Source organism: Flavobacteriales bacterium, from assembly GCA_016704485.1.
In the GTDB taxonomy this organism is placed as follows: domain Bacteria; phylum Bacteroidota; class Bacteroidia; order Flavobacteriales_F; family PHOS-HE28; genus PHOS-HE28.
In genome coordinates this window covers 1-11,715 of the sequence record JADJAA010000007.1, presented here as the reverse complement: position 1 = coordinate 11,715, position 11,715 = coordinate 1, and the positions used below count along the sequence as shown (strand labels likewise).

Genomic DNA, 11,715 nt, shown 5'->3' with positions numbered 1-11,715 from the left:
GAAAGATATCATTGCTGAACCAATGATCGGCAGATATATGCACCTTATTGGGATCAGCGATGCGGAAGCCCGTATCACGCAGGTTTGGAGCATGTGGGAAGATCCATCAGCGCAGTATGCCCATGATCGGGGCGTTAATCCACAGAAATATCCGTCATTCGGTATCTAGTTTTTGTCGAAATGGACAAGGCCCATTTTTGCATATAGATGCGTATAAGAAAATCGGCCTTCGATCTGCAAAGACCAACTGCATAACCATAAAACCTAAAGCAATGAAGATGAATCGCTGACCTTTATGCCTCGCTTTGTGGTGACGCCCGCGCAGGCCCAAGACCTGAAAGCGAAAAGTGATAAACCAGCGCATGACCAAAAGCACGAATGCTTGATGGCTGGCGATGACACTTGGACAGCCTTGGGACTTACTGCAGAGCAGGTCGCGAAAGTGAAGGACGTTCAGACTGCCTGTAAAAAGGACAAAATGGCGGCCAAAAGATGACGCTATGTGCTTGGCTTCAATGGGTAAGCTTATGAAACCGAGTTGAAGGCCATTTCTAACTCCGGACCAGTATACGAAGTACGGCACGGTGGCACTGAATAACATGGCGATAAACCGGGGGTCGAGATATGAAGTCGGATGGAGGTGAGATGAAGAACTAAGGGTTCTTCGAACTACCCCTAAGTATTGCCCTTGTTCCGCTCCGAACGATGAAAATGGTCCCGGCCTCGGCCGGGATCGTTGTTTTTCAACCAACTTGGAATGGAACCCATTATCCAAGAATTACAATTCCAGAGATAATTCTCCTTGAACAACCCTTCTCGGATGAAACCGCATCGTTGTAACAACCGGTTCGAAGAATGGTTGCGCGGTTCCGATGCCCTTCAATGCTATGGAAACCGAATTGCTGGAACCCGATGTCGGTCACCGCATTCAATTAACTTCGCTCAACGAGACCCTTACACGAATGGTCGGGATGCAAGGCGTAACCCACTTCGCCGGGATGGTGTTTCAGTTTGATCATAGTGAGGATTGTGCCTTACGTCGACTTGGGATGCGTCCTTCAACGTGGCCCAAGAGATCGAAGTGTTCTCTTTCAGGTCTCTGATAATCCTTTCGATCAATTCAATGCTATCGCTCTTCTCCTTTGCTTTCGACCTTCCGATATAGCGCATAACGCGTTCGTCCGATCGTATGTCGAACAGGGCATCAACATCGCCCATGTCGATCTCGCGGAGTATCAATCGTTCTGTTACGATCTTTGGGAAGGGTGAAAAATTGAGCGTGAGCATAGTGCAAAGCACGGTAGCGCAGATCAGCTCCGGTCCATTCATCAGAACTCACGTTATGAAGTTTTTCAACCAGAACGGCGAATTCATAAGTTCCGGGGCATGCAAGACAAGAACGAGGATCGCTTCATTCCTTTTGATCGTATTCGGCCTCACGTGAGGTGTTGCCGGGATCGGAGCCTTGTTCGGCATCAACGCAGCAAGTGGACTTCCTATGTTGGGATGGCAGCACTATGCATGCTCGGCCCCGCGTTGGCTGCGGTTGTGCAGCATCGAAAGATCGAGGGGCGGCCATGGCAAGAACTCGGACTGCACTTGAACTTGATGCGTTGGAAATATCTGGTGTGGACGTGCGCGGTCGGGTTGTGCATCGTTCCGCTTACCATGTTGGTTGTGCATGTATTCGGAAACCAATTCGGTATTGGATCATTCGGACATGTCGCGGTGACCGGTGACCGTTTCGCGACATCCGTAGCTGAACTGATGGCGGCGAAGGGTGTGGTTGGTGAAGGGAGCAGCGTTTCCATTGCGCTGGCGAAGTTGCCCGGTGGTGCCATCCTCGCGGTTACGTTGTTGAGTGCTTTGTTCGCGGCATTCACAGTGAATTTGCCTTTCATGTTGGGTGAGGAACTCGGTTGGCGTGGCTACCTGTACAATGCAACCGCACAATGGCCAGCTATGGAACGTATCCTGCTCACCGGCTTCTTTTGGGGTTTATGGCACGCACCGCTTATTGCCATGGGCCATAATTACCCCGGCCATCCGATCGCTGGGATCGGGTTGATGGTCGTATTCTGTGTGCTCCTGGCCTTCCTATTCGATTGGTGCCGAACACGGACCAACAGTGTATGGGGTGCAGCCGTTCTCCATGGACTGATCAACGGAAGCGCCGGTGCAATGGCCTTGTCGCCTGGGGCGGATCCGTATTGGTGGCTTCGCCCGCAGGGGTGGCGGGCTTTATCGCAATAGCAGTCCTGGTGCTCGCTGTGTTGTTGATCGATGGCAATTACCGGCGGAACCTGTTCGTGGCAGCAACGCGCAACGTCGGGATCACTGATCAGGTGCCACTACCTTGATCTCCAGATCTTCCAGGGTCACGGTTTCTCCTGCTCGCACTTTATAGGTCTTGCGCAGCTCCACGGCGCCGTTGACCTTCACGATCCCTCGGCCACCAACATCTTTCCCTTCACCGCCGCTGTTGCAGGCCCCGGCCAGTTTCAGCAATTGGTTCAATTCAATGTACTCGCCCCGTAGTTGAATGGTGATCTGTTCCATTTCGTTCGCTCTTCAGTTGACCTCAATGATCTTCAGCTCTTGCGCAATTCACCCAATGGGAACATGGCGATCTCTCCGATCCGTTTTCCCATCAACGCCCGAGCGATCGGTGCAGTGAAGGCGACGCGCCCTTCTTTTACCGATGCTTCATCCACACCGACCAACGTGAACGTGAAGCGCTTGCCCTTCTGTGGCCCAATTTGGTGTTCAAAAGCTACCGTGCTACCGAACCGAACTTCCTGTTGTCCATCGTTCGCGGGCTCTACCACACGCGCGGTCACGATGCGTTCATTCAGCAGCTCCAGTTTACCGTTGATCACTGCTTGCTGCCTGCGACGCTCATCATCATTGCCGATGATCACAGAGCGTTCTTGTTCCAACGCTTCACGCTCATCACGCAGTAACTGCAAGCCTCTTGGTGTAACGTAATTCGTTACACCATCGGACAATGCGGCGCGAGGCGGAATGAAGGGTGCTTCCTCTTGGTCGTCCTCCTTCACGAAGCCCCTGCTCATGTTCCTTGTGTGGTGTTCTTCCAAAGGTCTTACGAGCCAATGCCCCACCGGTTACCCTCCCGGTCCACGTACGTGAAACCGCGTCCTCTGCAGTCTTCAACCTTGATGTCGATAATGACGAGCGTGGCTTTCATGGATCGGAACGAGGCGATCGCAAGGCTCAGTTCGCTTTGTGGAACCGACTTGTGTACACAGTACCGTTGCTGTTGACCAGTTGGACGATGTAGATCCTGTTGCCATTTCCCCAAGGTTGAGCGTTATGCTACGCGTGCCTTGTGTGAATGTGTGGTTGGTTAGTTGCCTTCCACTTGCATCCAGAAGGAAGAGGTCCGCTTTTCCAAGGTCATCCGTATTTCGGAGCACGCGCAGTTGTTGGTCTCCTGGAAGTGGTACCAGCTGTAGACCATCAACCTTTTGTTCGCTGATCCCGGCGATCGGGTCCAGATCGAATCCCATGTCCTGCCAGCCGGAGGAGGACAACGAACCGGTCGTGGCGTCCAAGGTCAGTGCATACAGTTTCTGATCATTGTTCGCGGTCGAAAAGGTCCCAAAATTCAACGTAGTGGAACTGGTGAACCAAATATCCATGACCAAGGTCTGGTTGGCATTGTACTGGAATGGAACCTGCAATGGAATACTGAACCACTCACCCGATTGCCCCGGAGGAATGGTGAATTCCGTTGTGTACAGCGCTGTATCCAGATCGGTCAGGAATGTAGCGCTCGCGTATGAGGTTGCATTGGTTTGTCCCAAGCGGATCAAAAGACCACCCAAGGTGTTGCCGAGCGCTTGTCCTGTATTTCCATACCGGAAGTAGAGGTCGGTGATCAAACCGTCCTCCTCGTTCTCCAGATCCGCAGGAGAATAGAGGCTCTGCGTATGCGGTGCATACGTCATGTTGCCCAGTAGGAAGGTACTGTTCGATGTGCCACAGCATTTCTGCACTTGCTGGGCTTGAACGCCCATAGAAAATGAAAGGGCCACTGGTAGGAGAAGGCGGGTGTATCGTGTTTCCATGGGTTGTTTGTTTGTCCCAAAAATAGAAATAACGGTTCTGGATCGACGGAACGCGGAATACGAAGGACCGAATGTGGATGCACGGTCTTGCAGCACTACTCGTACAACCGCAGCCGCTCGCTCAAACTGCGCATGTCCTGTTGCAAGGCTTCCATGCGTTCCAACAAATGGCTGATCGCTTCGATCCCTTCCAAGTTGATGTCCAGGTCATAGTGCATCCGGGCCAGTTTCTCTACCCGCGACAGATGCTCCGGGTCAATGAACCGTTGCTCCTTCACCGTGGTTATCCGGATCAGACCACGATCGTGCAACGCTTCCACGAAGGAGACCTCCACGCCCTCATGGTCGCAGTACACCTCCATTGCGATGAGTTCTTCGTTCTCCATGGCTCACGGGTTGTTCCTTAGTTCGGCCAGTTCCTTGATCAGCTCCTTCTCACGTTCCGTCAGGTTCTTAGGGAGTTCAACGGTATAGGTTACGTAGAGGTCCCCGAATTCACCTTCCTTCTTGTACACGGGGAAACCCTTGCCTTTCAATTTCACTTTCGTATTGTTCTGCGTTTCCGGTGCCACGTTCAATTTCACTGCACCATCCAAGGTGTCCAAGGTCAATGTGCCTCCCAACAGGGCAGTGGTAAGATCGACCGTCTCAGTGATGTACAAGTCCTTGCCCACGCGTTGGAACTTGGGGTCCGGTTCGATCCGGAAGGTGATGTACAGATCGCCGTGTGGTCCACCATTCGCGCCCGGACCACCATGCCCACCGATCTTGATCGTTTGGCCATCTTCCACACCGGCTGGCACCGTAATGCGGATCTGTTTACCGTTCACATTCAAGGTCTGCTTGTGCGTTTTGTACGCGCCCCGCAGGTCCAAGCGCGATTCCGCTTGGTAGTCCGGGCCACGGAATTTCACTTGCCTGCCGCCGCGCCCACCGAACATACCACCGAACATGTCCGCGAAGTCCGCCTCGCTGGCACCACCGTAGCCGCCACCGCCATAGGGATCACCACCACCAAAGCCACCTTGCGCTTGTTGCGAACCACGTTGCTTTTCAGCGGCCTCGAACTGGTCTGCGTGCTTCCATTGCTCCCCGTATTTGTCGTACTTCTTACGACTTTCCGGATCGCTCAGCACCTCGTTCGCTTCATTGATCGCTTGGAAGGACTGCTTTGCTTTCTCGTCGTTCGGGTTCAGGTCCGGATGGTGCTTGCGCGCCAGCTTCCTGAACGCGGCCTTGATCTGTTCCGTGGTGGCGTTGCGTTCAACACCAAGTGTCTTGTAATAGTCGGTCGCCATTCAAACGCAAAGGTACATGGGCAATACCGCTCACTCTTGCGAGGTTCCTTTCTCTTTGTACAACTCGATCAAATGCGCGATCCGCTTCGGCGAGTATTCCAGCTGATCGATCGATATCACGCTTACACCTGAATTGAACGACTTCACGATCAAGGAAACAACCGGGAACTGATCTCCTTCTTCTGATAGCAAGGTTGCAGCGTTATTCCATGGAGATGGAGGCTGCGAACTTTGTTTTATATGCGATATCAGGCTCATTTCTATTGCGAACTTCTTCGATGCACTAGACTCATTACCATTCGCCTCGATCAAGGAAGCAATGCCCTGTGCTGGATAATAAAGCCCCGAATGGAGCTGTATCCCGAAAGAGGATAGCGTGATCTTCGCGCTTCGATCAAAGATCGATCGTGCTAGGAATAGCATGAGAATTGCTGGTAGTATCGAGAGCATGATCAGACCTCTAGTACTCTCCAGAATACTTGGTTTTAGGAATGGGATCACGACCAAGCCGAGGATGCTGAGAAATACGAACAGACCCATTCTCCCACCATATCGACTGTTCTTGATCAGCATAATTTCTGGGAGGTTCGCGACTGTGTCGGATCTCGCCCTGGTTTTCGAAGTGCTGGATACTTCTCCAGCGGCATTACTTGAGAATACGGTCCTGTTGCGCTTGAAGAACTGCCTGAAGTTCTCTTGATGTGCCACCGTATCCATATCGAAAATGGGACAGGTCTTTTCGAAGTCGGCGATGCGGCCAGTCGCACCGCAGATCAAACCGACTTCCAGATCCGGCTTTCTGCGTGTGCAGTTCTCACACCACTCCACATGTGCTTTTCTGTCCATGGGTCGATGCAAATATCAAAAGGAAAGTCGCTCTATCCGTGATAAACCCGCGAACCCACGATCATCCCGTCCCGGATCTCCAGCACCTCGCCCACACGCAGGTCGTCCTCGCCGGGCACATGCCGGATGTATTCCATGAACACCTGCTCCTCATCCGTGATCATACCCATCACTTCATACTGCAGTTCCGGTAATCGGTCGAATGCATCTTGCCACCACCCACGCAAAGCCTTCTTACCGCGCACCCAACCGTTGGTCTTGGGTTGGTGCACTTTCAGCTTTGGGCTGTAGTGCTCCGCATCATCCTTGTAAAGCGCCAACAAGGCATCAAGGTCGTGCGCGTTGAAGGCTGGGGAGGAGTGGCCTTTTCTGTCCATGTTGCGGCCACAGCGCTCCATCGTATGATGTTATGAAGTTTTAAAGAACGAGGCGTATTCGGAACCCGAACAAATACGAAGGCGAAAATTGATCGGGACCTATATTTGTAGCTAACCCCAATATAGATGACTATAGCAAAACTGGTCGTTGTCGTGGTTTGCACCTGCTTATGCTGTTCGGTGGTCAAGGCCCAACAACCGGGCGACCTTGATCTCTCCTTTGGGGTGGATGGCCTTGCGGTCACTGCTTTCCCGAACGATAATAACTTTTCGGAAGGATATGGGATCGTCGTACAGCCTGATGGCAGGATCGTAGTTGGTGGCCATTCCACGTATAGTGACCACTGGGACTTCTCATTGGTCCGGCACCTTCCGGATGGCTCACGCGACTCCAACTTTGGGACCGACGGTCGAGTTCATCACGGGTGGCCGGATTTTCAGATACGCAGAAGAGTATTCAAGGCATTGCCTTACAGGACGACGACAGGATCATGGCCGTGGGATACTCGCTGTCCTTGGTCCCCGAAACGCTAGAGCATGCAGTTGTGATCCGGTACGACACGGATGGCTCGCTTGACGACAGTTTCGCCACGAACGGTATACGACGGGAGAGCAGTCCTGGTCAATATGATAGGTACAATGCTGTAGCGATCCAACCCGATGGCCGCATTTTGACAGCCGGTAGAATTTTCAATGGTTTCAACAACCATGGCATTTTGGCGCGCTACTTGGCCGATGGCTCACCAGACCTTTCGTTCGGGACAAATGGACGAATATCTATTGATGCACAGCCCGCTGGTGCTGGCTTCAATGCCATTGTGCTCCAGCCCGATGGTAGTATTGTTTGCGTTGGAAATACGACAGGTCCGAGTGGCAGTTCGGCCTATTTGCTCGCCCGATATACCGTAGACGGCGTGCTTGATCCGAGCTTCGGAAATGGTGGCATCGTCGCCTACGATTTCGTTCTTGGATTTGGGGATGAGTTCGCCACATCGGTTGCCTTACAACAGGATGGAAGCATTGTGGTGGCAGGATTTGTGAGGGGCGTTGATCCTTTCTTGCCCGTCAGGGACATGCTCGTTGCCCGATTTGGTAGTAACGGCTCCATCGATGGATCATTCGGCACGGCGGGTTCAATAGCGGTGGCAACAGTGATCAACGGTTTTGGCCTGTCACTGATCCTTCGTTCCGATGATCGCATTCTCCTGGGCAGCGCTCTTGATGGTGTGTTCATGGTTGCCATGCTCACGAGCAACGGTACGTTGGATACTGGTTTCTCTGATGATGGTCTGGCTATCATACCCGTGGTCGGGTCATATTGCATCGGTCGGTCGATCGCTTTGCAACCAGATGGAAAAGTCTTGTTGGCAGGCAACGCTACTGCTGATACTACAGGTATGGCAGTGATCCGCCTTCACACTGGGCAGACCAAGGTTGGGGTCGAAGAAACACATTCAGCCGTAGGGGGGCTTCTTATCAGTCCAAATCCGATCCGGGACCACGTGACCATTACGTGCACGTTGTCGTACCTACAGAGGGTGGACATTCGCATGGTAGATGCTACGGGACGGGTAGTGCGCCAACTGCTCCAGAACATCTCGCTCCCTGCGGGTGAGCATCAGCTACATTTCGAATTCGACGATGCAGTCCCCGTTGGCTTGTATACAATACAGTGCAGTACCGGACAAACTATGCTCAACAAATTGGTAGTGAAGCAGTAATTCAGTTTCGGTAGTACAGTTTCCTATCGTATGCTCCAATACGTACTTCTGGAAGTTATCTCAAGAAGACCGAGCTATTATTCGTCTTTGGGACTAGCGTTTCCTTGTTGTATTCGCACCCTTACATTTCCCGAGTGTCTTGTAATAGTCGGTCGCCATTCAAACGCAAAGGTAACCAGCCCGCAGGCCGCTATCCGTGATAAACCCGCGACCCCACGATCATGCCGTCCCGGATCTCCAACACCTCGCCAACCCGCAGGTCGTCCTCGCCGGGCACATGCCGGATGTATTCCATGAACACCTGCTCCTCATCCGTGTTCATACCCATCACTTCATACCGCAGTTCCGGCAAGCGATCAAAAGCATCTTGCCACCATCCACGCAAGGCCTTCTTGCCGCGCACCCAACCGTTGGTCTTGGGTTGGTGCACTTTCAGCTTCGGGCTGTAGTGCTCCGCATCATCCTTGTAAAGCGCCAACAAGGCATCAAGGTCGTGCGCGTTGAAAGCCGCGAACCATTTGTGGCGATGGCTTTGTTGTCTTGTGTCATGGGTGCACGAAGGTAGTTTCGAACAGATCGACCGCTCCATCCAGAAAAGAGGCCCTCTGTTTTGCTCTGTTCACTGCTCTTCGTTCCTATCCACCAAGTACAGTCCTATGGGAAAGAACAACATCATGGAAAGCAACAAGGCCAAGACGATAAAGGTTAGCGCAAACCAGTCAAATCCGACCATGGTGGCCAGGCCCCAAGTGAGCGTGTATGGCAAGAAGAGGTAGTAGAGAATGCCATCCACTTCAACGCTGCCTTTGGAAATGCCGTAACCGACCATGTTGCCCAACACGAAGTAGATCGACGCGACCGAGAGCGTAAATGACAGGACCTTATTGATCTTCATCGTGGCGGACTCCGAATGAATTTCAGGTAGGTTCTAACGGGCCTGCGCTTGCCGCAGGCCGCCTTTCGTGATCTTGTTCCTGGACGAAGTTATCATGCTTCAACGGGAGTTGTCACCGGGACGAGGGCGGCTTGCGGCAAACGCATGTTATGGCACGTTATTCTTGGTAATTCCGTGTCACTATAAGTTTATCATCTTTATATTTCTCCGTCTTGAGAGTATCACCTGCTTTGTCCAAATAAATCCAGGTTGAATCCTTTGGAAACCTGATTCATCTGTATTAATCCAATTCTCACTGGGAAGGATCCAATATTTATTAATAGCCACTCTACCTGGTTCATACACCCAAGTTTCAATCTTTAAAGTCTCTCCATTCCTTGACCAATAATCAGTTCCTGACCTAGTCATTTCAGGTTTGGTAAGTTCAGTAAATGCAAAAAGAGGTAACGGTGTGCAAAAGAGTAGAAGAATCAAAGTCGAAATTCTAAAATCCTTACTAAACCACACTTCTCTTAGCTTATACGCTTTGAAACTCACGAATATCAACGTCAGTCCCCAAAAGAGGGGGAAAACCATTGCATAATAAATCAATGACGTTCCGCCTGTCATAGTGCTGGCGTGCAACGCAAATAGAAGATTAATGAAAATAAATGCACTAGCAATCCATGTAAGATGTAAGTTCCATCTCATGTACTCTCTTTTAATGTGCCATAACGTTGGGTAGACGAAGATCTTCGTTTATCGCCGAAAGTATGAGCGGCCTCAGATCTTCGCACTATCGATCAATTGGGGGTGGTTTTGCGAATGTTATGACGGTAAAGCCGTCAGGGAGTGTCCAAGTTGTCCATGGGGTTCACGATGCCTTGTAAGTAGCGTGTGGTAACGGGCCTGCGCTTGCCGCAGACCGCCTTTCCTGATCTTGTTACTGTACGAAAAGTAACACCCCTCAACGGGAGTTGGCAACGGGACGAGGGCGGTTTGCGGCACGAGCATGTTAGCGGTAGTTATGCTTCGTCATAAGGTCTAAAATTAATGTCGTAACCTTTTGGATTGTCAGAGGGAGCTTCAATGGGCTCTGTCTTGTAAACTTGTATTTTACCAGTTACAGTAAATCCAATTTGTGCCCCTATAACCCTTATCATTTCCTCAGATTCGTCAGCTGATGTCGACCATGTTTTCATTGACATCCATGCTTTTCCAGGTCTACAGTCAAAACCCTCCCTACGTTCTCCAACTATTCCGTCAGCAAGAACTGTGAAATGAGTGTACGGTGTCTTTTCCTTACCGAAACGTAATTTGAGTTTCCAGTCTTTCATTTTTATTGGTTGACATAATTACCGCTAACGTTTAGCAGCTAAACGCCGACAGGTATTCCGGGACCAGCCTCGAAGCTCCGATCATTCAAGTTTACCACTTCTGTTTCGATCGAAGAACTGAGCGGGCCTGCTGGCGTTTAGGTGCTGTTGGGCATAGTTTATCATTTTTTAAATAGGTGATTTTTGTACAGATAGCACCATCCTTCAGCTTCAAAAATCTCTGAGTATAGGAGATAGATTACAACTAAAACACCTTCTTCTAACTCATCTCGGTCGTGTTGTCCGATTTCTCCTTGTAGTTTTAGATATTCCCAATAATTTTTGTCTAAATGTCCACCGAACGAAAGTTGACTTGCATAGAGGTAGCTGTATTTTGTCAATTCATGTCTTATAAATCGTGTGTCTTTCAGAATAAGTTCTACTTCATTGTGGTCAGTTTCTCTTCTTGAGCCGTCAGGAAAGTCAATCCAAAGCGAATACTTGTCCGCTAAAAACTTGTCCTGAATTCTGTGGTTAATTTCCATTTGTTCAAATTATGCCAACGTTTAGGTGCTGTTGGCGGTAGTTCCTTCATTCTGATTCACAATTTCTCCTCACCGTCAACTCTGTTAGGAAGTCATCTTTAAAGATGAAATCGGCAGAAAAGCTATTGAAGTCACATGAATAAGCGAGGTCACCTTTGTCGAAACAGAGACCATCATTGGCTTTTCCAAAGCGTTCAACTTCTTCCCTTGTCAGTCCAACATGAATTGAGTCCCATACGGAGATGACATCGGATAGTAAATGAATCTTCCAAATTGTCTGAGTTGTATCATCTGCCTTCCAACTACCCATTTTCCCAACTACATGAACGGTAATGATCCCGCCAACAGGCCTTCCGTTGGCATCGGAGAAATCTTTATCAATCAGGTAGTAGTTTCCAAAAAAATCCCGTAGTCAAGCTATCGCAAAATTCTGTTCTAATTTGTGCTGGACTGCCACCAGAAGTAAAGTCCAACCGGTTAAACTCAGCGATTCTAAATGGCTCAGGAATTTTAGACTTTAAGGACTGTGGGACGATTTCAGTACTGACTGGGTCTTTGACAATCTCGACTTGTTCTGACATATTCTCAATCTTCCCATCTACACCATTGTTACAGGACACGAGCAAACAGGAGATAACAAAGGGGGC

The 11,715-nt window shown here is 50.5% G+C and carries 17 protein-coding genes; 5 read left to right on the top strand and 12 right to left on the bottom strand.

Translation table 11 applies throughout. The annotated features are described in order from the left end of the window. Nucleotides 1-22 precede the first annotated feature (22 nt). Both IPF95_18605 and IPF95_18600 read left to right on the top strand, forming a co-directional pair. Nucleotides 23-169 (top strand): hypothetical protein, encoded by a 147-nt coding sequence (locus IPF95_18605; protein MBK6476693.1) that lies wholly within the window; start codon nucleotides 23-25, stop codon nucleotides 167-169. A 126-nt stretch (nucleotides 170-295) separates the two neighbouring features. Beyond that, entirely contained in the window at nucleotides 296-496 is a 201-nt protein-coding gene (locus IPF95_18600; protein MBK6476692.1) for a hypothetical protein, read from the top strand. 458 nt (nucleotides 497-954) lie between these two features. Here the strand turns inward: IPF95_18600 and IPF95_18595 are convergent, their stop codons facing one another. Further along, nucleotides 955-1,287 (bottom strand): GNAT family N-acetyltransferase, encoded by a 333-nt coding sequence (locus IPF95_18595; GenBank protein MBK6476691.1) that lies wholly within the window; start codon nucleotides 1,285-1,287, stop codon nucleotides 955-957. A gap of 321 nt (nucleotides 1,288-1,608) precedes the next feature. Here IPF95_18595 and IPF95_18590 point away from each other — a divergent pair, with 321 nt between their 5' ends. Beyond that, nucleotides 1,609-2,253, top strand: coding sequence for a CPBP family intramembrane metalloprotease (locus tag IPF95_18590; GenBank protein ID MBK6476690.1), 645 nt, complete (start codon nucleotides 1,609-1,611; stop codon nucleotides 2,251-2,253). 81 nt (nucleotides 2,254-2,334) lie between these two features. Here the strand turns inward: IPF95_18590 and IPF95_18585 are convergent, their stop codons facing one another. From IPF95_18585 to IPF95_18555, 7 genes are all read right to left on the bottom strand, one after another. Continuing rightward, nucleotides 2,335-2,559: an RNA-binding S4 domain-containing protein gene (locus IPF95_18585; protein ID MBK6476689.1), complete on the bottom strand. Its 225-nt coding sequence runs from the start codon at nucleotides 2,557-2,559 to the stop codon at nucleotides 2,335-2,337. Nucleotides 2,560-2,591: 32 nt separating this feature from the next. After that, nucleotides 2,592-3,074 (bottom strand): GreA/GreB family elongation factor, encoded by a 483-nt coding sequence (locus IPF95_18580; GenBank protein MBK6476688.1) that lies wholly within the window; start codon nucleotides 3,072-3,074, stop codon nucleotides 2,592-2,594. Nucleotides 3,075-3,170: 96 nt separating this feature from the next. Beyond that, entirely contained in the window at nucleotides 3,171-4,091 is a 921-nt protein-coding gene (locus IPF95_18575; protein MBK6476687.1) for a hypothetical protein, read from the bottom strand. Between the two features lie 95 nt (nucleotides 4,092-4,186). Next, nucleotides 4,187-4,477, bottom strand: coding sequence for a chaperone modulator CbpM (locus IPF95_18570; GenBank protein ID MBK6476686.1), 291 nt, complete (start codon nucleotides 4,475-4,477; stop codon nucleotides 4,187-4,189). Between the two features lie 3 nt (nucleotides 4,478-4,480). Then, complete coding sequence (locus tag IPF95_18565; protein MBK6476685.1) at nucleotides 4,481-5,389, bottom strand: J domain-containing protein; 909 nt, start codon at nucleotides 5,387-5,389, stop codon at nucleotides 4,481-4,483. Nucleotides 5,390-5,419: 30 nt separating this feature from the next. Beyond that, a complete protein-coding gene (locus IPF95_18560; GenBank protein ID MBK6476684.1) occupies nucleotides 5,420-6,235 on the bottom strand; it encodes a hypothetical protein in 816 nt (271 codons plus the stop codon). A 32-nt stretch (nucleotides 6,236-6,267) separates the two neighbouring features. Next, nucleotides 6,268-6,612 (bottom strand): nuclear transport factor 2 family protein, encoded by a 345-nt coding sequence (locus tag IPF95_18555; protein MBK6476683.1) that lies wholly within the window; start codon nucleotides 6,610-6,612, stop codon nucleotides 6,268-6,270. Between the two features lie 126 nt (nucleotides 6,613-6,738). Here IPF95_18555 and IPF95_18550 point away from each other — a divergent pair, with 126 nt between their 5' ends. Continuing rightward, nucleotides 6,739-7,146: a hypothetical protein gene (locus IPF95_18550; protein ID MBK6476682.1), complete on the top strand. Its 408-nt coding sequence runs from the start codon at nucleotides 6,739-6,741 to the stop codon at nucleotides 7,144-7,146. Then, complete coding sequence (locus tag IPF95_18545; GenBank protein MBK6476681.1) at nucleotides 7,104-8,333, top strand: hypothetical protein; 1,230 nt, start codon at nucleotides 7,104-7,106, stop codon at nucleotides 8,331-8,333. The genes IPF95_18550 and IPF95_18545 overlap by 43 nt, the downstream gene beginning before the upstream one ends. Nucleotides 8,334-8,523: 190 nt before the next feature. On the opposite strand, the gene IPF95_18540 is transcribed toward IPF95_18545, so the two are convergent. The 4 genes from IPF95_18540 to IPF95_18525 form a co-directional block, all read right to left on the bottom strand. Beyond that, nucleotides 8,524-8,922 carry a nuclear transport factor 2 family protein gene (locus IPF95_18540; GenBank protein ID MBK6476680.1) on the bottom strand — a complete coding sequence of 133 codons (399 nt, stop codon included), beginning with the start codon at nucleotides 8,920-8,922 and terminating at the stop codon, nucleotides 8,524-8,526. Between the two features lie 30 nt (nucleotides 8,923-8,952). Further along, nucleotides 8,953-9,228, bottom strand: a complete 276-nt coding sequence (locus IPF95_18535) for a hypothetical protein (protein MBK6476679.1) — start codon at nucleotides 9,226-9,228, stop codon at nucleotides 8,953-8,955. A 1,004-nt stretch (nucleotides 9,229-10,232) separates the two neighbouring features. Further along, a complete protein-coding gene (locus tag IPF95_18530) occupies nucleotides 10,233-10,544 on the bottom strand; it encodes a hypothetical protein (protein ID MBK6476678.1) in 312 nt (103 codons plus the stop codon). A 161-nt stretch (nucleotides 10,545-10,705) separates the two neighbouring features. Continuing rightward, the gene (locus tag IPF95_18525) at nucleotides 10,706-11,068 is read right to left on the bottom strand and encodes a hypothetical protein (protein ID MBK6476677.1); all 363 of its coding nucleotides are present in this window, start codon (nucleotides 11,066-11,068) and stop codon (nucleotides 10,706-10,708) included. Nucleotides 11,069-11,715 lie beyond the last annotated feature (647 nt).

Coding starts and splice junctions, on each gene's coding strand:
- IPF95_18605 (MBK6476693.1), top strand. CDS start 23: ATGATCGGCAGATATATGCACCTTATTGGGATCAGCGATGCGGAAGCC.
- IPF95_18600 (MBK6476692.1), top strand. CDS start 296: ATGCCTCGCTTTGTGGTGACGCCCGCGCAGGCCCAAGACCTGAAAGCG.
- IPF95_18595 (MBK6476691.1), bottom strand. CDS start 1,287: ATGCTCACGCTCAATTTTTCACCCTTCCCAAAGATCGTAACAGAACGA.
- IPF95_18590 (MBK6476690.1), top strand. CDS start 1,609: ATGCGTTGGAAATATCTGGTGTGGACGTGCGCGGTCGGGTTGTGCATC.
- IPF95_18585 (MBK6476689.1), bottom strand. CDS start 2,559: ATGGAACAGATCACCATTCAACTACGGGGCGAGTACATTGAATTGAAC.
- IPF95_18580 (MBK6476688.1), bottom strand. CDS start 3,074: ATGAGCAGGGGCTTCGTGAAGGAGGACGACCAAGAGGAAGCACCCTTC.
- IPF95_18575 (MBK6476687.1), bottom strand. CDS start 4,091: ATGGAAACACGATACACCCGCCTTCTCCTACCAGTGGCCCTTTCATTT.
- IPF95_18570 (MBK6476686.1), bottom strand. CDS start 4,477: ATGGAGAACGAAGAACTCATCGCAATGGAGGTGTACTGCGACCATGAG.
- IPF95_18565 (MBK6476685.1), bottom strand. CDS start 5,389: ATGGCGACCGACTATTACAAGACACTTGGTGTTGAACGCAACGCCACC.
- IPF95_18560 (MBK6476684.1), bottom strand. CDS start 6,235: ATGGACAGAAAAGCACATGTGGAGTGGTGTGAGAACTGCACACGCAGA.
- IPF95_18555 (MBK6476683.1), bottom strand. CDS start 6,612: ATGGACAGAAAAGGCCACTCCTCCCCAGCCTTCAACGCGCACGACCTT.
- IPF95_18550 (MBK6476682.1), top strand. CDS start 6,739: ATGACTATAGCAAAACTGGTCGTTGTCGTGGTTTGCACCTGCTTATGC.
- IPF95_18545 (MBK6476681.1), top strand. CDS start 7,104: ATGGCCGTGGGATACTCGCTGTCCTTGGTCCCCGAAACGCTAGAGCAT.
- IPF95_18540 (MBK6476680.1), bottom strand. CDS start 8,922: ATGGAGCGGTCGATCTGTTCGAAACTACCTTCGTGCACCCATGACACA.
- IPF95_18535 (MBK6476679.1), bottom strand. CDS start 9,228: ATGAAGATCAATAAGGTCCTGTCATTTACGCTCTCGGTCGCGTCGATC.
- IPF95_18530 (MBK6476678.1), bottom strand. CDS start 10,544: ATGAAAGACTGGAAACTCAAATTACGTTTCGGTAAGGAAAAGACACCG.
- IPF95_18525 (MBK6476677.1), bottom strand. CDS start 11,068: ATGGAAATTAACCACAGAATTCAGGACAAGTTTTTAGCGGACAAGTAT.